The sequence below is a fragment of the Mycobacterium sp. GA-2829 genome, from assembly GCF_001499965.1.
In the GTDB taxonomy this organism is placed as follows: Bacteria; Actinomycetota; Actinomycetes; order Mycobacteriales; family Mycobacteriaceae; genus Mycobacterium.
The window spans coordinates 15,358-33,648 of the sequence record NZ_LQIT01000036.1; the positions used below are offsets into that span (position 1 = coordinate 15,358).

Consider the following 18,291-nt stretch of genomic DNA (forward strand, 5'->3'; position numbering starts at 1 on the left):
GCGGTTTTTCGAGCCGTTTTCCGCCATGGCGTTACGCAAATGCCCGGTGCGCGCCGCTGGAGCCCGACCGATATCGCCGGCGATATCGAAACGCCCAAGCACATAGCGCCCGGGATTTGGGGCAGATGTGACAGTCGAGGTCAGACGACGCCGCTGACGAACCGCCCCCGCAGCATCGCCTCGAAGACCGACCGCATCGCCGAAGCGCTCTGCCGCCACGAGAACTCGACGCTGCGCGCCTGCGCTTTCGCCCCGAGCTCCTCCCGCAGTACATGGTCGCCGAGCAGCCGTTCCAGCGCCGAGACCAGCTCGACGCGGTCGTCCACCAGCAGCCCGGTCACCTCGTCGACGATCGAATCGGTCAACCCACCCGAGGAGCGGTAGCCGATCGTCGGCACCCCATGCTGACCCGCCTCCGTCACCGCGAGGCCCCAGCCCTCTTTGCGCGAAGGCAGGACATGCACCCAACTCCGTTGCAGCACACGATGTTTCGTCACGTCATCGACATGGCCGTGGAATGTCACCGCGTCCGAGATCCCCGCCAGCCGGGCGTGGTCGACGAGCTTCTGCTGCCACCACCCACCCCCGAGCACATCGAGGTGCAGATCTGGGACGGTCGTCCGCAGCGCGGCCACCGCATCCAACGCGTCCTCGATCTGCTTGTGCGGCACCAGCCGCGACAGCACCGCGATCCGCGGTGTCGCCGAACGCGGTTCGACCAACGTCGACGCCGGCGCCTCGTCCAGCCCGTTGCGCACCACCGCGATCCGCTCGGCGTCCACTCCGAGGTCCGTCAGATCCCGCGCCGACGGCAACGACACCGTCACGTACTGCGCGCCACGGTGCGCCCGCGGCGACACCGTCGACTCCACGAACCAGCCGAGCCGCCCGAGCAGCCGTCCGGCCACCGGCCACTGCTCCCGATGGCAGTGGTGCACCAGCACCGCCACCCGCCTGCCGTACACCAGCCGCGCCAGGAACGGCACCCCGTTCTGGGTGTCGACGACGACGTCGGGGCGCACTCCGCGCAGCGGACCGAGACCGATCCGCGCCAGGGCCATCGCCAGCAGCGCCCACGGATACACCGAGTACCGGCCGCCGCCGCGGCTGATGTGGACCCCGTCGACCACCGAGCGGCGCGCGGCCCCGTGGTAGCGGGCGGTCCGCAGCGTCACCCGCACCCCGGACGCGGCCAGCTGTTCACCGATCCGCTGGAGGTACATCTCGCTGCCGCCGCCTTGCGGATGCCCCGTGTCCCGCCAACACAGCAGCAGGACGGAACGAAGCGGGCGCGCAGACATCGCCCGCCAGCCTAACCGGCCTACCCGGCGGCGAACGCCTCGAGCTTTTGCGTGACGACGACGTCGTCCGGGTCGCCGTAGATCTTGCGGTCGCCGCTGCCGAAGTACTCGACGACCGGGCAGCTCGTCGCCGGTCCCTTGACCGTGCCCAGGCTCGTGACGAGCCGGCCCGATCTGGCCTCGTGCACCCGCAGCTCGTACTCCACGGCATAGCGGTCGACCTCGACGTCGCGGCCGTTGGATCGGAACTCACACGATCCCGACCGCACCTCGCTGCCCGGCTTCACCGCCAGACAGGCCACCAAGTTCACCGAGGTCGGCACTGGTGACGCGTTCTGGTCCAACTTCATGAGCGACATCTCATGCCACATCCCGGTTCCGCTCTCGGAGAACGTCACGAACGTGTAGGGCTTCCGGTAGGCGGCGGCGTTGGCGATCGAACCCCGTTCGCACACCGTCTCGAACTCCGAGGTGGTCTGCGCGACCTTGGCGTTGGCCGCCCGCTGCTCGTCGGTGACGGGCCCGGGGTCCTCCGAGACGGTCGTGGTGACGATCGCCACGAAGACCACGACGATGACGAGCGCGACGGCACCCGCGACCAGCCCGATGACGAGGTTGGTCTTCGACCCCCGCTTGGGCGGTGGTTGCGGCGGCCAGCCGGGCGGAGGTCCGGGCTGCCAGCCCGGTGGCGGTCCCGGCGGCGGCCAACCCGGCGGCATCGTCATGCACAGCATCCTATTTGCTGTCGACGACGGTCTCGTGCGGTGATTTCGGTCGGCTGCGTAGGGTCGATCCCGTGTCCGCCACCACGCTGTTCGCGCGACGGGCGACGCTGTCGCGGTCGCTGCGGTTGCTCAGCGAGTTCCGCTACGAGCAGTCCGATCCGGCCCGCTTCTACGGCGCGCTGGCCGACGACACCGCCGCCATGGTCGCCGACCTGTGGCGCGGCGCCACCGAACAGCCCGCCGACGGCCGCACGGTGCTCGACGTCGGCGGCGGTCCCGGCTTCTTCGCGCGAGCATTCGCCCACCGGGGACTGGAGTACATCGGCGTCGAACCGGATCCCCGCGAGGCGCACGCCGGAGCCGCTCGGGCGGCGACATCCAGCGGGAGTTCGGCGGCCACCGACCGCTCGGGCCGTTACGTCCGCGCCTCGGGCATGTCATTGCCATTTGCCGATGGCAGTGTCGACGTCTGCCTGTCGTCCAACGTCGCCGAACACGTGCCGCAGCCGTGGCGGCTCGGCAACGAGATGCTGCGCGTCACGCGTCCGGGTGGGCTCGTCGTCTTCTCCTACACGGTCTGGCTCGGCCCGTTCGGCGGCCACGAGATGGGCATGACCCACTACCTGGGGGGAGCCAGGGCCGCCGCGCGTTACACCCGCAGACACGGCCACCGCCCGAAGAACGACTACGGTGCGTCATTGTTCGCGGTCTCCGCCGGTGCGGGCCTGGACTGGGCCGCGAGTACCGGCGCCCTGATCGCCGCATTCCCCCGCTACCACCCGCGATGGGCGTGGTGGACCAACGCGGTCCCGGGTCTGCGCGAGTTCCTGGTGAGCAATCAGGTGCTCGTCCTGCGGCCCGGAACTGCAACAGGTTCTCGTTTGGGCGCGCAGTCGGTAATGTGACCCCCATGACACAGACCGTGCAGACAGCTCACAAGACGACGTGGGACAAGCTCTTCATCGGCGGCCAGTGGGTCCAGCCGTCGACCGACGACGTCATCGAGGTCTTCTCCCCCGCCACGGGCGAGAAGGTCGGTCAGGTGCCGCTCGCCGCGGAGGCCGACGTGAACGCGGCGTGCGCCGCCGCCCGCAAGGCGTTCGACGAGGGCCCGTGGCCGCAGAAGTCGCCCGAGGAGCGCGCCGCGGTCCTCGGCGCCGCGGTCAAGCTGATGGAGGAGCGCAACGCCGAGCTGAAGTACCTGCTCGCCGCCGAGACCGGTCAGCCCCAGACGATCGTCGACATCATGCAGTACGGCGCCGCGATGTCGGCGTTCACGTACTACGCGGGCGCGGCCGACAAGTTCGGATGGACCGAGATCCGCGACGGCATCTACGGCCAGACCCTGGTCAGCCGGGAACCGATCGGCGTCGTCGGCGCGATCACCGCGTGGAACGTCCCGTTCTTCCTGGCCGCCAACAAGTTGGGCCCCGCCCTGCTGGCCGGCTGCACCGTCGTCCTCAAACCCGCCGCGGAGACGCCGCTCTCGGTGTTCGCGATGGCGCAGATGTTCGCCGAGGCCGGGCTCCCCGAGGGTGTGCTGTCGATCGTGCCGGGCGGTCCGGAGACCGGGCGCGCGCTGACCGCCAGCCCGGAGATCGACAAGTACACGTTCACCGGCAGCTCCGCCGTCGGCAAGGAGATCGGCAAGCTGGCCGCCGAGAAGCTCAAGCCGTGCACGCTGGAACTGGGCGGTAAGTCCGCGGCGATCGTGCTGGAGGACGCCGACCTGGACTCCACGCTGCCGATGCTGGCGTTCTCCGGCGTGATGAACTCGGGCCAGGCGTGTGTCGCCCAGACCCGCATCCTCGCGCCGCGGTCGCGCTACGACGAGGTGGTGGAGAAGCTCGGCAACTTCGTCGCCGCGATGCCCGTCGGCACCCCGGACGATCCGAACGCCGCGATCGGCCCGCTGATCAGCGAGAAACAGCGCGAACGGGTCGAGAGCTACATCAAGAAGGGCATCGAGGAAGGCGCCCGCGTGGTCACCGGCGGCGGCCGCCCCGAGGGTCTCGACGGCGGCTGGTTCGTGCAGCCGACGGTGTTCGCCGACGTCGACAACTCGATGACGATCGCGCAGGAGGAGATCTTCGGGCCGGTCCTGGCGGTGATCCCCTACGACACCGAAGAGGATGCGGTCCGCATCGCCAACGACTCGGTCTACGGGCTGGCCGGCAGCGTGTGGACGACCGACAACAAGAAGGCGCTCGAGATCGCGTCGAAGATCCGCACGGGCACCTACGCGGTGAACATGTACGCCTTCGACCCGGGTGCGCCGTTCGGCGGGTACAAGAACTCCGGCATCGGCCGGGAGAACGGGCCCGAGGGCATCGAGCAGTACACGCAGGCCAAGAGCACGCTGCTGCCGTTCGGTTACACCCCGGAGTAGTACGACCCGACGAAAAAGGCTCCCACCGCTGGTGGGAGCCTTTTTTGCATCAGCTGCAAAGTTGGTGTGACGCTCGCCCCGGGGCCGCCGGGGCGGGCGCCGGAGATCATTATGCACATACCCATATTCGGATACAAAACATCGGTCGAATCGTGGCAGATTGTGCCACATTGCCACGTGTTCTATGCTCTATGTCATAGAGGAAGAGGCACGTCATGTGGTTGGTCGAAGTGAACATCGCCGGGCTCCGGTTCGACGTCCGCGTCGGTCCCCGACGGCGCCTCCGGATCCCACCGCGTGGTGTCGTCTGGCGACCGGCGCCACCGCGGCCGTCTCACGTCGCCTGACCGAATACCGATGACCCGAACCCCCACCAAGCGCGGATCCACGCGCACCAACATGCTCATCGGGGCCGCCGAGGTCCTGCGTGAACGCGGCGCCGCGGGCGTCACGATCGACGAAGTGCTCCAACGCAGCGGCGCCCCGCGCGGCAGCGTGTACTACCACTTCCCCGAGGGCCGCAACCAGATCGTCGCCGAAGCACTCGAGTACGCCGGCGAGTCCATCACGTCGCTGATCGACGAAGCCGCCACCAACGGCGGCCGCTACCTCGTCGACCACTTCGTCGACTTCTGGGACCGCGTGCTCGATGAGAGCGACTTCACCGCGGGCTGCCCGGTGGTCGCGGCGGCGATCGGGTCCTCCGAGGACGGCCCGCAATTGACTTCTGTGGCGGGCGCGATCTTCGGGCACTGGCGCGACGCGCTGACGCGGGCGTTCATCGTGGACGGGTGCGAGGAGAGCGAGGCCGCCTCGCTGGCGATCACGTGCATCGCCGCGCTCGAGGGCGCCGTCGTGCTGTGCCGCGCCACCCGCGACCTCGACCCGCTGCGCCAGGTCCACACCCAACTGGAATTCCTGCTCAAGTCGCGCGAGTTCATCCGCCGCAACGGCGTGCCCGCGGTGGGCAGCTGAGCGTCAGGCGATACGCCAACGCGCGCAGACGAATTCGCCGTTGACCGCGGATTCGGCCAGCCGCCACTCGGAGCGCAGCGGCAGCACCGGCGAACCTCCGCCGAGCGTGCACGGCGCGTAGCTGACGATCATCTCGTCGACCAGACCCGCAGCGACGAACTGCGCGGCCACCTGGCCGCCGCCGACCACCCACACGTCCTTGTCCTGCGCCGCGGCCACCAGCTGTGGGTGCAGGTCGGCCGCCTCACCGGCGAACGTGCGCACGGGATGCCCGTCGACGACGATGCCCGGCCGGTGGGTCATCACCCACGTCGGCTGGTGGTACATCCATTCGCCCGGTTGGTTTTTCACGATCCACTCGTAGGTGGCCGCCCCCATCACCAGGGCGCCGACGCTCTGCGCGAACGCGTCGTAGTGGAACGGGCCCTCGGGGTCGATGTCGCGGGTGACCAGCCAGTCCAGGCTGTCGGCCTCGTCGACGATGTAACCGTCCAGGCTCGACGCGGTGTAGTACACGGTCGCCACTCAATGCCTCCTCATCCAGTCCAACGGGTCGCCCTGCTCGGTCGGCACGCCCAGTTCGGCGAGCATGCGCCGAACCAGACCGCGCCGGTGCGCCGAGAACGTGAGAACGTGCGCGACGATCCCGTAGAGCTGGAACGACTCCGGCGGATCGCAGAGCGCATCGATGACGGTGTCCCCCATCCGGCCCGCCGCCGAGTAGTCTGAAACCATTGACGCCCAACGGTTTCCGATGTCGTCGTGGCGTACGGCGAGTTGTTCGGCAGTCAGTCCACGGTCGCGCGGCGGGAAGTCGCGGCCCTCGATGGTGGCCAGCCACACCTCCTTCGTCCACACCGACGACACGAGCACCGAGCCGACGCTGGGTTCGGGGCCGTCCCAGTGCAGCACCACCTGATCCGGCGCGAGCTCACGGCGCCACTGCTCGTCGTCGAGGAGGCGGGCGCGGTCGATGAGGTAGGCGGTGTCGGCGATGTCGTGGGCCACCATGAGCCTGGTCGAGTCGGGCGCCTTGTCGCTCCCGTCGCCGTCGAGCCACAGCGATTGCGGCGGATGGAAGTGCAGACCGTTGGGGGCGGGCACGCGGAACCCGACGTCCGCGGCACGCGACGGCGGGACCCCGAAGGTGCGGCGGAAGGCGCGGGAGAACACCTCGGGCGACGACCAGCCCTCGTCGGCGGCGACGGCCGAGACGGCCTCGCCGCGGCGCAGTCGCCAGGCGGCCCGTTCGAGCATGATGCGGCGGCGCAGCGCGGCGGGTGGCTCGCCGGTCAACCGGCGCACCTCGCGGGAGAAGTGGAACTCCGAGGCGAAGCTGCTGCGCGCCATGTCGCCCACTTCGACGTTCGCGTCGTCGACGACGGCGTCGAGAAGCTCCCGCAACCGATCTCGGTGCGCGGGCGGCGGGGCGGGCTCACTCACGGAATCGAGTATGGCGGTGACCCACCCACAGGGACATGACAATTCCTGCTGCGTGCCCGTCTCACTACACTCCACCGACAGTGAGCGATTTCGAGGCGCTGTGCGCCAACGACGATGATCTGGCGGCGCTGCGCGCATCCATCCGCGGGTTCCTGGCCGCCGATCGCGCGGAGTTCGGGTGGCGGCCTGCGGTGGACTGCTGGCTGGCGGCGTGGGATCCCGAGTTCAGCGTGCGGTTGGCGGCGGCGGGCTTCGTGGGGTTGACCATCCCGGTCGAGTACGGCGGACACGGCCGCGGCCACCTGCACCGGTATGTGGTGACCGAGGAGCTGCTGGCCCAGGGCGCCCCGGTCGCGGCGCACTGGATCGCGGACCGTCAGGTGGCGCCCGCGCTGCTGAGCTACGGCACCGAGGAGCAGCGGCGACGGCTGCTGCCGCGGATCGCCGAGGGCCGGCTGTACTCGGCGATCGGGATGAGCGAGCACGGGGCGGGTTCGGATCTCGCGGCGGTGACCACGCGGGCGACCCGGGTCGACGGCGGCTGGCGCATCGACGGGACGAAGGTGTGGACCAGCGGTGCGCACGTCGCCGATCAGGTAGTGGTGCTGGCCCGCACAGCGCCGCCCGATCCGGACCGCAGGCACGCCGGGTTCAGCCAGTTCATCGTTCGCACCGATGCGCCGGGGGTGACGATCGACCCGATCGTCCTGCTCAACGGCGAGCACCATTTCAACGAGGTGCTGTTCGACGGGGTGTTTGTCGACGACGCCGACGTGCTGGGCGAGATCGGGAACGGCTGGCATCAGGTGACGGCGGAACTGGGTTTCGAGCGCAGCGGCCCGGAGCGGATCCTGTCGACGGCGACGCTGGTCTTCGAGGCCGTGGCGGCGCTGGGCCGCGGCGAGGTCGACGACCGCACCGCAGCCGAGGTCGGTGACCTGATGGCCCGCATGGTGTCACTGCGCCAGCTGTCGATCTCGGTGGCACGCGAACTGACCGCGGGCCGCGACGCAAACACCCGGGCGGCGTTGGTGAAGGATCTGGGAACCCGCTTCGAGCAGGAGTCCGTCGAGATCGTCGCCGATCTGCTGGCCTATCTCGATGACGACGCGCCCGAGGCCGACCGACTGCGGGCTCTGCTGGCCACGGGCCGGATGCATTCGCCGTTGTTCACGTTGCGCGGCGGGACGAATGAGGTGTTGCGAGGCGTGGTGGCGCGCGGGCTGGGGGTGCGGTGAGCGACGAATTACGCCAACTGGTCGACGATCTGGCGCAACGGTCCTACGACGCCCTGATGGGGCGGCGCACCCGGCCCGAGACGTTCGACGCCGAACTGTGGCGCCACCTCGAGGAGACGGGGCTGAGCCGGCTCACTGCCGCCGAGGACGCCGGACCCGCGGTGTCGGCGATCGTGCTGGCCGGGCTCGCGCGCCGCAGCGCGGCGGTGCCCGTGGCGGAGACAGATCTGCTGGGCGCGTGGCTGGCCGGTGCGGCGGGACTGACGGTGCCCGCCGAGGGGCCGCTGACCGTGGCCACCTGCACCGCCGAACGCCGCGACGGCCGGATCGTCGGCCTGGCACGGCGGGTGCCGTGGCCGCGCGAGGCGACGATCATCGTCGCGGCACGAACCGGGGCGGACCTGTTCGTCACGGTCCTCGACGATCCGGTGATCACCGACGGCATGGATCTGGCGGGCGAACCCCGCGGTGACGTCGCGATCGACGTGGCCGAAAGCGCCTGCGTGGCAGTCGATCCGGCACTGGGTGACGAGCTGGTTCGCCGGGGCGCGTGGGCGCGGTGCGTGCAGACGATCGGCGCGTTCGACGCCGCTGCCGAGCTGACCGTCGCCCACACCACCGACCGGGTGCAATTCGGGCGGGCGCTGAGCAAGTTCCAGGCCGTCCAGCACGCGCTGGCCGCGATGGCCGGGGAGATCGAACGCGCCCGGGCGACCACCGACCTGGCGATCGCCGCGGCGGCCCAGTTCGGATTCGATTCTCCGACAACCGATCATGCGGTGACGGTGGCGAAGGTGACGGTCGGGCGGACGGTCGAACCGGTGACCACGATCGCCCACCAGCTGCACGGCGCCATCGGAGTGACGGCCGAGCATCCGCTGTGGTTGTCGACGATGCGGGCCCGCGGCTGGGTCGACGAGTTCGGCACCACCGCACACCACGCCCGGATCCTGGGCCGCCGCACGCTGGCGGCAGCCGATCCCTGGGACGTGGTGGTCGCCGGGCCGCGATCCCGTGCCCTCGAGCACGGTTGAGGTCGATACCCGAGCGGGTAACCCCATCGCACGCGTCTCGACGACCGGGACACCGAGCACCACCAGGGGTACATCATGAGCGTCGGCGACAAGGCGAGAAACAAGCTGCAACAGCTGCAGGGCAGGATGCGCGCGGCAACGGGCGAGGCCATGGGGGATCCGAACATGCGGGCCCGCGGCCGCGGTGATGAGCGGATCGCGCATCTCAAGGATGCCGGCGAGAAGGTCAAGGACGCCTTCCGCTCGCGGCGCAGGCCGCGCGGATACTGAGCCCGTAGGTGACGGACGAGACCGGCGCCGCCGGTGCGGTTCGCACCGCCACCAACAGCCAGGGTGCCCGGCTCGCGGCGCGGGTCGGGTACCTGATCAACGGTGTGCTGCACCTGCTGATCGCCTACATCATCTTTCGCATCGCGATCGGATCGGGACACGGCGACGCCGATCAGTCCGGTGCGCTGGCGACCCTCGCCGAGACGAGGGGCGGATTCATCGCGCTGTGGGGTGTCGCGATCGCGCTGGTCCCGCTGACGCTGTGGCGGCTGGCGGAGACGGTGCTGGGTCTGCACCCCACCGAGCATCACGACCCGAACCCCGATCCCGACGACTTTCTACTGGTCAACCGGCTCAAGGCGCTCGGGTTGGCGATCGTCTACGCCGCGGTGGCGTCGATGGCGGTGCAGTTCGCGCTCGGCAGCCGCAATTCGAGCGCCGAACGTAGCGTGGGCCTGAGCACCTGGCTGATGCGCACCCCGGAGGGTAAGGCGGTGCTGGCGGTGGCCGGGTTGGGCATCGTGGCCATCGGCGGCTATTTCGCGTTCAAGGGCGCCTCGCGGCGGTTCCGCGACGATCTGACGATTTCCGGGGGCCGCCTGCTCACCGTGCTCGGCGCGTGCGGACACGTCGCCGAGGGTCTGGTGCTCGCGGTTGCCGGTCTGCTGGTGGTCGTCGCGTCGGTACGGGCCGACCCGTCGAAGGCGACCGGGCTCGACGGGGCGGTCAAGACGCTGGGGCAGATGCCGTTCGGGTCGGTGCTGATCGCACTCGCAGCAGCGGGTTTCGCTGCCTACGGGTTGTACAGCTTCGCGCTGACCCGGTACGCGCGTATGTGACTCACTGCGGGGGAACGCTTTCGGGGGCCTGCCCGTCGGTCTCGGCACGGTGCGCTCCGGGCGACTCCGGCATTTCGTGCCGGCCGCCCGCCGAGCGACGCCGCAGTACCAGCACCACACCCGCGACCACCGCGACGCCGGTGACGATCAGCGTCGGCCACATCGCAAGTTGCGCCAGCCAGAGCCGTCGCTGCACCTTGAGGAGTCGCTGCTGGGCGTGCCGCACTCGAGTCACCGTTTCCATGCCGTCACTGTGCCCGCGTCCGGCGTGTGGAAAACCCCGTCAGCCTGCGTCGTCGATGGTGGTGGTGACCGCGACGAGCTGTGGTCGGGCCGGGGCCGAGGCGAAACCGAACGCCACCGGGGGCGACAGCGGACGCAGCGCACCCAGGTCGGTGCCGCGGTACCGACCCGCTGCCGAGACGATCAGCCTGCTGCGGCGCACCCCGTAGTACTCGCGGCGGCCGTTGCCTGCGGTGCCCGCGGTGTGCACACCCCGCACGAGCCGCGACGCCACCGGATCGATCGCTCGCAGCCACCGGGGTGCGGTGGCCAGCCGGGCGGGGACCAGCCGCAGCACCCGGTCCAGCGGTGCGGGGCCGCCGAGCCCGACGTCGAGGTCCAGCACCGCGGTACGCACGGTCAGCCTGTCCGGGTCGAGAGTCGCTGTGACGGGGCCGGTTTCGACGCGGTCGAAGTGGTAGGTGGATGCGACGAAGTCGGCGACCGCGTCGTCGGGCGCCAACAGCACACGCCGGCCGTCGGGTTGCTGCACCATCACGTCGGTGAAGGACCCGAACGGTGAGTCCTGCCAGTGGCCCACGACCAGGCGTACCCGGGCGGCGGTCCCCACACCGGCGATGTGGCCGGTGAAGACGTGTCTCAGCTGCCGGTCCACTGTGGGGGGCGTTTCTCGGCGAATGCGACCGCCCCCTCCCTGGCGTCCTTGCTGGCGAAGACCGGCATCAGGATCTTCATCTGCTCGGCGAACTGTTCTTCGGGGCTCCACCCGCGAGATTCGACGATGATGCGTTTCGTCGCGGCCACCGCGAGCGGGCCGTTGGCGGTGATCCGGCCTGCGAGTTCGAGCGCCGCATCCAGCGCGCCGCCCGGTTCGGCCAGCACGTTGACCAGGCCGAGTTCGTGGGCGCGTTCGGCGGTCAGGTTGTCCCCGGTCAGGGCCAGTTCCATCGCGATCGCATACGGGATGCGCTGCGGCAGCCGCAGCAGACCGCCGCCACCGGCGACCAGACCGCGTTTGACCTCAGGGATCCCGAACGCCGACTCGCGGGAGGCGACGATCAGGTCGGTGGCCAGCGCCAGTTCGGTGCCCCCGGCGAGCGCGTAGCCCTCGACCGCGGCGATCAGCGGTTTTGCCGGCGGGCGCTCGGTGAAGCCGAGGCCGCGGCCTTCGATGTCCACGCGCTCGCCGCGGGCGAACGCCTTGAGATCCATTCCGGCGCAGAAGCTGCCGCCGGCACCGGTGATGATGCCGACCGACAGTCCGGCGTCCCCGTCGAGGCGGTCCATCGCATCGGCGAGTCCGCGGCTGACCGCGGCGTCGACCGCGTTCTTGGCCTTGGGCCGGTTGATGGTGACGACCAGGATACGGTCCCGCTGCTCGACGAGGACGACGTCTTCGGTGCTGGCTTCGTTGCTCACGCGGGTGATGCTAACCCACGCGAACGCGGATCAGTCGTCGCTGCCTGCCTCGGACTTCTTCTTGTCGGCAGCGTTACCGTTGTCGGCACTGTTGTCGTTACCGTCTGCGCCGCTGTCGACTTTCTCGTCGTCCTTCTTGTCGGCCTTCGTGTCCGTGTCGTCGACGGCCTTCTTCGTGGTCCGGCTCAGCGTCGCGGTGTCGTCGCTGTCGGTGTCGGCGGTGACGTCGACGGTGGCCTCGGCGGTGCGCCCGGTGCTGATGCCGGGCCGACTGCCTGCGTAGCGGATGCCCACGTTGAACGCGCCGACGGTGTAGTCGCCGGTGTTGAAGAACCCGACGTTGCCGACCCCGGTGTTGCCGACGCCGAAGTTGAACTCCCCGGTGTTGAAGAACCCGACGTTGTAGGAGCCGGTGTTGCCCGCGCCGAAGTTCCGCTGCCCGCCGCGGTTGTCGAAGCCGACGTTGAAGTCGCCCTCGTTGTCGCCGCCGATGTTGAAGTCGCCGCGGTTGTCGTAGCCGATGTTGAAATCGCCGACGTTGCCGGTGCCGATGTTCGCGGTGCCGTCGTTGTCGCCGCCGATGTTGAAGTCACCGTCGTTGTTCACACCCGCGTTGAACAGGCCCTCGTTGCCGTATCCGAAGTTGGGGGTGCCGGTGAGCAGGCTGAGCTGGACGCCCGGACGGCCGGGCTCGGGATCGAGTCCGTCGACCTCCGGGAGCGCGATCTGCGCGGAGACCTCGGGTTCGGGCGCCGGCGCGAGCACGGCCGCCACCTCGACCGGGGCGCCCGCCGGGCGGGCCTGTACCGGCTGCGCCTCGACCCGCGGCACGATGCCGGCGACCGCAGCCGTCGGCGCGACGGCCACGTCGCGGGACGTCTCGGGCAGCGGGGTGTTGGACCCGCCGACGATCAGGCCCGCACTCGCGAGGGACACACCGGCGATGAGGTAGGAACGGGCGGAGACTTTCATTGTCACTCCTGGAGGAATGTGCAGAGCACGGGATTGGTGCCCGGTTGGTTCCCCGGCGGAATCTGCGCAAACGCAAGGAGTGCTTACGGGTCTCTTACGTGTTCATCAGGGTCGGCCGCGCGAGGGCGTCTGGTTGGCGACACCGTGGCGCAGCGGCGTATTCGCCTCGGCCGCAGTGGATTCCTGCACGGTCGAACCACGGGGAGTGGGCGTGACGCCCGGGGCGTTCGACGGATCGCCACCGGACGGCTCGGCCCCGCCGTGGAGTTCCTTCAGTCGCGCGTGCAGGATCTCGAGCACCGGGATGCGGTTGCCGTGGGCCTCTTCGTGGTCGAACAGCACCCGCAGCTGGGTCTCGTCGAGGGACCGGATCCGGTGCCGGAGATCCGACAGCGGGGTCTGGTCGTAGTCGGGCAGCGGGAGATCGTCGTGTTGAGCCATACGAGACGGGTGCCCGCCGCGGGGGTGCGGTAACCGCACGCGGTTGGGAAAGCGCCGGCACGCTGGGTACCATCGAAACTAGAACACGTTACATTTTGACACCCCGAGGGGGAGCCGTGCCGTCGTCGGACATCGCGAAGTGGGACCCCGCCTTCACCGAACGTGTCATGGGCGTGTTGCGGCCCCTCCTCAAGGCCTACCACCGCGCCGAGATGCGCGGCCTCGAACACTTCCCGGCCGCGGGCGGCGCGCTGGTGGTGTCCAACCACTCCGGTGGGCTGTTCGCGATGGACGTCCCCGTCTTCGCGTCGGGGTTCTATGAAGAGTTCGGCTACGACCGGCCGGTCTTCACGCTGTCGCACGACCTGCTGATGACCGGTCCGACCGCGGAGTTCTTCACCAAGACCGGGTTCATCCGCGCCAACCACGACAACGCCGACGAGGCGCTGCGCTCCGGCGGTGTGGTGATCGTGTTCCCGGGCGGCGACTACGACGTGTACCGGCCGACGCTGGCCGAGAGCAAGATCGATTTCGGCGGCCGCACCGGCTACGTGCGCGCGGCCATCAACGCCGGGGTGCCGCTGGTCCCGACGGTCTCGATCGGCGGCCAGGAGAGCCAGCTCTATCTCAGCCGCGGGGAATGGCTGGCCAAGACCATCCGCCTGGACAAGCTGCTGCGGGCCAAGATCCTGCCGATCTCGTTCGGGTTCCCGTTCGGCCTGTCGGCGGTGTTGCCGGTCAACTTGCCGCTGCCCACCAAGATCGTCACCCGGGTGCTCGAGCCCATCGACATCGTCGCCGAGTTCGGCGAGGACCCCGACGTCGACGAGGTGGACGCCCACGTGCGTCACGTCATGCAGCGTGCGCTCGACGAACTCGCCGCCGAACGCCGCTTCCCGGTACTGGGCTGAGCGTTTCGACCGTGGTCACGGCGGCTACTCCCGAGCGACTGGACCCCGAAGGAAGTTGGCGATTCACAAAGTGCCGGTAAAGTTCAAACCCAGACCGCTGCTCGCGACGAGCGCCGAACTGGTCAACGCCGCCAACGGCGTTGCACCGCTGGGGCGCAAGGGGTACCCGACGCTCCCGACGTTCGCGTTCGGCTGGCCCACCAGCGAGCTGGCGCCGCTGTACCTCGTCGGGTCCGTCCTCGACACCGTCCGTCGTGCCCTGCTGGGGCATTTCACGACGCGCACGGGCCGCGCCGCGCTGGTGCTCAAGGTGCTCACCTGGGCGCTGCTGGTGGTCATCCAACGCCGAAACGTCAAGGCCGAACCGTACTTCCAGGCCGGGCTGCGCGAGGCGCTCGGAGACGACTACAAGGCGGTGGCCGCGCAGTCCCAACCGGCGCGCCGCCACGGCGGGGTGTTCCGGACCGGTTGGTCGCGCAGGCGGTACGTGGAGAGCACCGTGCGGTACGGCCCGCACCGGGCCAACACCGCCGACATCTGGCGCCGCAGCGACCTGCCCCGCGACGGTCGCGCTCCCGTGCTGCTGCAGGTGCCCGGCGGGGCGTGGGCGATCGGGATGCGACGCCCGCAGGCGTATCCGCTGCTCAGCCACATGGCCGAACGCGGGTGGATCTGCGTGTCGATCGGCTACCGGATCAGCCCGCGCCACACCTGGCCCGCGCACATCGTCGACGTCAAACGAGCGCTGGCATGGATCCGCGAGAACATCGCCGACTACGGCGGCGACCCCGATTTCGTCGCGATCACCGGCGGTTCGGCCGGTGGTCACCTGACCGCGCTGGCCGCGCTCACCCCGAAAGAACCGCAGTGGCAGCCCGGTTTCGCCGACGCCGACACCTCCGTCAAGGCCGCGGTCCCGGTGTACGGGCGCTACGACTGGTTCTCCGGCGACGGCGACGGCCGACCGGAGTTCCTCGCGTTCCTGCAGAAGTTCGTGGTCAAGAAGCCGTTCCGCGGCAACCGCCGCGATTACCTCGACGCCTCCCCCATCACCAAGGTCCGGTCCGACGCGCCACCGTTCTTCGTCCTGCACGGCGCTGACGATTCGATCATCCCCGTGCAGGAGGGCCGCGACTTCGTCGAGGAGCTCCGCAAGGTGTCCACGTCTCCGGTGGCGTATTCGGAGATCCCGCACGCCCAGCACGCGTTCGACTTCTTCGGTTCACCGCGCGGGCATTACACCGCCGAGGCGATCGAACGGTTCCTGTCCTGGGTGCACGCCAAGGACAAGGGTCCCGCCGGCTAGGGCGCCATCGCGGTCTCGACCACCGTCAAGCCTTCGGAAAGCCCAGCGGCCGAACGGATCTCGACGAACGCCTCGACCATCGCGTCGGTCAGCTCGTGGGGGTCCTCGAGCGTGGCGCCGTCGGAGAGCACCGAGATGTTGAGCTGGTCGACGTAACTCCAGACGGTGATGTTCAGGCCGCTGCCCGTGGTGAGCGGTCCGACGGAGTAGATCTCGGTGACCAGCGCGCCGCCCACCCGGCCCCGTTCCCGCGGCCCCGGCACATTGGAGATCGGCAGGTTGAGCACCTTGTTCTGACCGTCCTTGTTGGCCAGCCAGCGGAACAGCGCCTCGGCCGGTGCGGGCGGGAAGTACGACGACCACCGGCTGACCAGTTCCGGCCCCATCAGGTGGTGGCTCTCCTTCGCCGATGCGGCGGCCTTGTGGCATTCCTGCACCCGCTCGAGCGGATCGGCGATGTGGACCGGGATGCACACCAGCACACCGGTGAAGTAGTTGCCGGAGATGCGCTCGGGGTTGAAGTCGAAGCTGACCGGCACCGATGCCAGGAGGGGGTGCTCGGCGTGACCGTCGTAGTGCAGCGCCAACTTTCGCAGCGCGCCGGCCGAGATCGCCAGCACCAGATCGTTGAGCGTCACGCCCAGATGCTTGGCGGTCTGCTTGATGTCGGCGAGCGCCAGGGTGGCCGTCGCGAACTTGCGCACCCCGTCGACCCGGTGGTTCATGAACGACGGCGGCGGGGTGAACGGCCGGGTCAGCTCCGGGGAGAGTTTGCGGTTGCTGCGCCGAACCCGTTGCAGCCCTTGGGCGGTGTAGCGCCAGTTGGCGGGCAGTTTGCCGATCTGGCGCAGGTGGTCGCGGAAGGCGGTGCGGACCAACTCACCGCGGCTGGGCGCAGGGTCGGTGGCGTACGAGTCCCGGTCGTGCTGGGGGCCCGGTTGCAGATCCATGCCGCGGGCCATGAGGTTCGCCGAGGCGATACCGTCGGCCAGCGCGTGGTGGATCTTGCCGAGGACGGCGATCTTGCCGTCGGCCAGGCCTTCGATGAAGTACATCTCCCACAGCGGCCTGCTGCGGTCCAGCGGGGTGCTGGCGATACGGCCGACCGCCTCGTCGAGTTCCCTACGGCCGCCGGGACTTTCGACCCGGTAGGGCCGGATGTGGTACTCGAGGTCGACCTCGCAGTTCTCCCGCCACATGGGGTGGTGGAACTTGAACGGGATGTCGACCAGCTCGTAGCGGAACGGGTCGAGTTTGTAGAGCCTGCCGTGGATGACCTGCCGGAACTCCTCGACACCGAACGTGCGGCCACCCAGATCGTCGAGCTGGATCACCGCCAGCTTGAGCGTGTGCATGTGCACGGTGGGCGTTTCGCTGTACAGCAGAAACGCATCCCAGCCGCTGAGCCGTTTCACCTCTGGCCTCCCTCGGTTCCGGAGGCGTCTATATAACCTCTCGCGCGCCGACCAGGCTACGGTTCTTGTGAATCTGCTTGAGGAACAGCCCTATCGCGGTGGCCATCGACCCGGTGCGGGCGCCGTCGATCATGTCGAATCCGTGTCCGGCGCCGGGCAGTTCCATGTAGCTGACCACCGACCGGGACCGCTCGCGGAGCTTCTCGACGAAGCTGCGGGCCTGCCAGACCGGGATCACACTGTCCCCGCTGCCGTGGATGACCAGGAAGGGCGGCGCCTCGGAGTGCACCTGCGCCATCGGCGAGGCCTTCCGGAACAGTTCGGGATGCCGGGAGATCTTGCGCTTGACCACGACGCGTTCGAGGAAGTCGACGAACCGGGCCCGCTCGGCGGTCGAGCGGTCCTCCCAGTCGTACCGGCCGTAGATGCCGACCACGGCGTCGACCGAGGTGTCCGACCCCTCGGGCAGGCCGCACTGCATCTCCGGATCGTTGATGGTCAAGCCGGCCAGCGCGGCGAGGTGCCCGCCGGCCGACGCGCCGGCGATGGCCACGAAGTTGCGGTCCCCGCCGAATTTGTCGACGTTGGCACGGGCCCACGCGATGGCGGTCTTGACGTCCTCGATGTGGGCGGGCCACGGATGATGCGGCGCGACCCGGTAGTCGATGGACAGGCAGACCCAGCCCATCTCGGCCAGGTGCGACATCAGCGCGTAGCCCTGCAGCATCCGGCTGCCGTGCACCCAGGCACCGCCGGGCACGAACAGCAGCACCGGGGCGGGTTCGGTCGGCAGCCGCTTCGGCCGCCACACGTCGAGCAGCTGCGAGGGCAGCGGACCGTAGCGGACCGAGGACTTGTGGACGTTGCGACGGTGTTCGAACGCCTTCCACAGCGGGGGCGCCTTCTCCGGTGCCGGCCACTCGATCGCCAGGTCGGCCGGGGGAACCACCCCCCGCAGCGCGCGGTCGGAGACCTCGTGGGTCAGATCGCGCTCCTTCTGGCGAACTTCGGCGTTACCCGGGTCGAACCAGGATTTCGCCGATGCCGAGAGCAGTTCGGGAATCTGCCGATAGCCCCACACGCCCATCGCCGCCAGCGCGCCGAGGGGTTCGAGGTGCTTGCCGACGACCGGTAGCGAAGCCGACGCCACACTCATCGCGAGCATGTGGTCAGCGGGCTTGGCGTTGAGCAACCACCTTGCGCGAGACCACATTGTCGGACCGGGGTACCGGGTGTCCGGTCGTACCGTCATGGCGCGACTGTACCCCCGGGGCGAATTCCCAAACGACAAGATCGCGAACTTGTCTACCCTTCGATTCGGGCGCATTTTTGTAACATCGCTCACACCCATGCTGACCGGCTCTTTTCAT

At 69.3% G+C, this 18,291-nt stretch carries 20 protein-coding genes; 9 read left to right on the forward strand and 11 right to left on the reverse strand.

The annotated features are described in order from the left end of the window. Nucleotides 1–140: 140 nt before the first annotated feature. Both AU194_RS20950 and AU194_RS20955 read right to left on the reverse strand, forming a co-directional pair. On the reverse strand, nt 141–1,301 hold the full coding sequence (locus tag AU194_RS20950; RefSeq protein ID WP_059091192.1) for a glycosyltransferase family 4 protein: 1,161 nt from the start codon (nt 1,299–1,301) through the stop codon (nt 141–143). A gap of 20 nt (nt 1,302–1,321) precedes the next feature. After that, nucleotides 1,322–2,026, reverse strand: coding sequence for a hypothetical protein (locus AU194_RS20955; protein WP_157576357.1), 705 nt, complete (start codon nt 2,024–2,026; stop codon nt 1,322–1,324). A 71-nt stretch (nt 2,027–2,097) separates the two neighbouring features. On the opposite strand from AU194_RS20955, the gene AU194_RS20960 reads away from it, so the two are divergent. The 3 genes from AU194_RS20960 (at nt 2,098) to AU194_RS20970 (ending at nt 5,390) form a co-directional block, all read left to right on the forward strand. Beyond that, nucleotides 2,098–2,931 (forward strand): class I SAM-dependent methyltransferase, encoded by an 834-nt coding sequence (locus AU194_RS20960; RefSeq protein ID WP_059091236.1) that lies wholly within the window; start codon nt 2,098–2,100, stop codon nt 2,929–2,931. Between the two features lie 5 nt (nt 2,932–2,936). Further along, nucleotides 2,937–4,415, forward strand: coding sequence for an aldehyde dehydrogenase (locus AU194_RS20965; RefSeq protein WP_059091194.1), 1,479 nt, complete (start codon nt 2,937–2,939; stop codon nt 4,413–4,415). 357 nt (nt 4,416–4,772) lie between these two features. Beyond that, entirely contained in the window at nt 4,773–5,390 is a 618-nt protein-coding gene (locus tag AU194_RS20970) for a TetR/AcrR family transcriptional regulator (protein ID WP_197417693.1), read from the forward strand. Nucleotides 5,391–5,393: 3 nt separating this feature from the next. On the opposite strand, the gene AU194_RS20975 is transcribed toward AU194_RS20970, so the two are convergent. Then, nucleotides 5,394–5,915 (reverse strand): dihydrofolate reductase family protein, encoded by a 522-nt coding sequence (locus AU194_RS20975; protein ID WP_059091195.1) that lies wholly within the window; start codon nt 5,913–5,915, stop codon nt 5,394–5,396. Continuing rightward, a complete protein-coding gene (locus AU194_RS20980; RefSeq protein WP_059091196.1) occupies nt 5,916–6,833 on the reverse strand; it encodes a helix-turn-helix transcriptional regulator in 918 nt (305 codons plus the stop codon). A gap of 80 nt (nt 6,834–6,913) precedes the next feature. On the opposite strand from AU194_RS20980, the gene AU194_RS20985 reads away from it, so the two are divergent. The 4 genes from AU194_RS20985 to AU194_RS21000 all read left to right on the forward strand — a co-directional run bounded on the left by AU194_RS20985 (nt 6,914) and on the right by AU194_RS21000 (nt 10,214). After that, complete coding sequence (locus AU194_RS20985; protein WP_059091197.1) at nt 6,914–8,071, forward strand: acyl-CoA dehydrogenase family protein; 1,158 nt, start codon at nt 6,914–6,916, stop codon at nt 8,069–8,071. Then, nucleotides 8,068–9,105, forward strand: coding sequence for an acyl-CoA dehydrogenase family protein (locus AU194_RS20990; RefSeq protein WP_059091198.1), 1,038 nt, complete (start codon nt 8,068–8,070; stop codon nt 9,103–9,105). Before AU194_RS20985 ends, AU194_RS20990 begins: the two co-directional genes overlap by 4 nt. A gap of 75 nt (nt 9,106–9,180) precedes the next feature. Further along, nucleotides 9,181–9,375: a CsbD family protein gene (locus AU194_RS20995; RefSeq protein WP_059091199.1), complete on the forward strand. Its 195-nt coding sequence runs from the start codon at nt 9,181–9,183 to the stop codon at nt 9,373–9,375. Nucleotides 9,376–9,383: 8 nt separating this feature from the next. After that, nucleotides 9,384–10,214, forward strand: a complete 831-nt coding sequence (locus AU194_RS21000; RefSeq protein WP_059091200.1) for a DUF1206 domain-containing protein — start codon at nt 9,384–9,386, stop codon at nt 10,212–10,214. A gap of 1 nt (nt 10,215) precedes the next feature. On the opposite strand, the gene AU194_RS21005 is transcribed toward AU194_RS21000, so the two are convergent. The 5 genes from AU194_RS21005 to AU194_RS21025 form a co-directional block, all read right to left on the reverse strand. Beyond that, a complete protein-coding gene (locus AU194_RS21005) occupies nt 10,216–10,458 on the reverse strand; it encodes a hypothetical protein (RefSeq protein WP_059091201.1) in 243 nt (80 codons plus the stop codon). A gap of 39 nt (nt 10,459–10,497) precedes the next feature. Further along, the gene (locus tag AU194_RS21010; RefSeq protein ID WP_231743514.1) at nt 10,498–11,112 is read right to left on the reverse strand and encodes a hypothetical protein; all 615 of its coding nucleotides are present in this window, start codon (nt 11,110–11,112) and stop codon (nt 10,498–10,500) included. Next, on the reverse strand, nt 11,097–11,876 hold the full coding sequence (locus AU194_RS21015; RefSeq protein ID WP_369804182.1) for a crotonase/enoyl-CoA hydratase family protein: 780 nt from the start codon (nt 11,874–11,876) through the stop codon (nt 11,097–11,099). The genes AU194_RS21010 and AU194_RS21015 overlap by 16 nt, the downstream gene beginning before the upstream one ends. 30 nt (nt 11,877–11,906) lie before the next feature. Beyond that, nucleotides 11,907–12,848, reverse strand: a complete 942-nt coding sequence (locus AU194_RS21020) for a hypothetical protein (RefSeq protein ID WP_059091203.1) — start codon at nt 12,846–12,848, stop codon at nt 11,907–11,909. 105 nt (nt 12,849–12,953) lie between these two features. Continuing rightward, on the reverse strand, nt 12,954–13,289 hold the full coding sequence (locus AU194_RS21025; protein ID WP_059091204.1) for a hypothetical protein: 336 nt from the start codon (nt 13,287–13,289) through the stop codon (nt 12,954–12,956). Nucleotides 13,290–13,456: 167 nt separating this feature from the next. On the opposite strand from AU194_RS21025, the gene AU194_RS21030 reads away from it, so the two are divergent. After that, nucleotides 13,457–14,200, forward strand: a complete 744-nt coding sequence (locus AU194_RS21030; protein WP_059091239.1) for a lysophospholipid acyltransferase family protein — start codon at nt 13,457–13,459, stop codon at nt 14,198–14,200. Between the two features lie 70 nt (nt 14,201–14,270). Continuing rightward, complete coding sequence (locus AU194_RS21035) at nt 14,271–15,506, forward strand: alpha/beta hydrolase (protein WP_059091205.1); 1,236 nt, start codon at nt 14,271–14,273, stop codon at nt 15,504–15,506. Here the strand turns inward: AU194_RS21035 and AU194_RS21040 are convergent. Continuing rightward, nucleotides 15,503–16,921: a wax ester/triacylglycerol synthase family O-acyltransferase gene (locus AU194_RS21040; RefSeq protein ID WP_059091206.1), complete on the reverse strand. Its 1,419-nt coding sequence runs from the start codon at nt 16,919–16,921 to the stop codon at nt 15,503–15,505. The genes AU194_RS21035 and AU194_RS21040 overlap by 4 nt on opposite strands. 28 nt (nt 16,922–16,949) lie before the next feature. Continuing rightward, a complete protein-coding gene (locus AU194_RS21045) occupies nt 16,950–18,173 on the reverse strand; it encodes an alpha/beta hydrolase (protein WP_059091207.1) in 1,224 nt (407 codons plus the stop codon). Nucleotides 18,174–18,291: the final 118 nt, after the last annotated feature.

Excerpts from the sequence above, each read along its gene's own strand:
- AU194_RS20950 (WP_059091192.1), bottom strand. The coding sequence starts at position 1,301 with ATGTCTGCGCGCCCGCTTCGTTCCGTCCTGCTGCTGTGTTGGCGGGAC.
- AU194_RS20955 (WP_157576357.1), bottom strand. The coding sequence starts at position 2,026 with ATGACGATGCCGCCGGGTTGGCCGCCGCCGGGACCGCCACCGGGCTGG.
- AU194_RS20965 (WP_059091194.1), top strand. The coding sequence starts at position 2,937 with ATGACACAGACCGTGCAGACAGCTCACAAGACGACGTGGGACAAGCTC.
- AU194_RS20970 (WP_197417693.1), top strand. The coding sequence starts at position 4,773 with ATGACCCGAACCCCCACCAAGCGCGGATCCACGCGCACCAACATGCTC.
- AU194_RS20995 (WP_059091199.1), top strand. The coding sequence starts at position 9,181 with ATGAGCGTCGGCGACAAGGCGAGAAACAAGCTGCAACAGCTGCAGGGC.
- AU194_RS21005 (WP_059091201.1), bottom strand. The coding sequence starts at position 10,458 with ATGGAAACGGTGACTCGAGTGCGGCACGCCCAGCAGCGACTCCTCAAG.
- AU194_RS21020 (WP_059091203.1), bottom strand. The coding sequence starts at position 12,848 with ATGAAAGTCTCCGCCCGTTCCTACCTCATCGCCGGTGTGTCCCTCGCG.
- AU194_RS21025 (WP_059091204.1), bottom strand. The coding sequence starts at position 13,289 with ATGGCTCAACACGACGATCTCCCGCTGCCCGACTACGACCAGACCCCG.
- AU194_RS21030 (WP_059091239.1), top strand. The coding sequence starts at position 13,457 with ATGGGCGTGTTGCGGCCCCTCCTCAAGGCCTACCACCGCGCCGAGATG.
- AU194_RS21045 (WP_059091207.1), bottom strand. The coding sequence starts at position 18,173 with ATGACGGTACGACCGGACACCCGGTACCCCGGTCCGACAATGTGGTCT.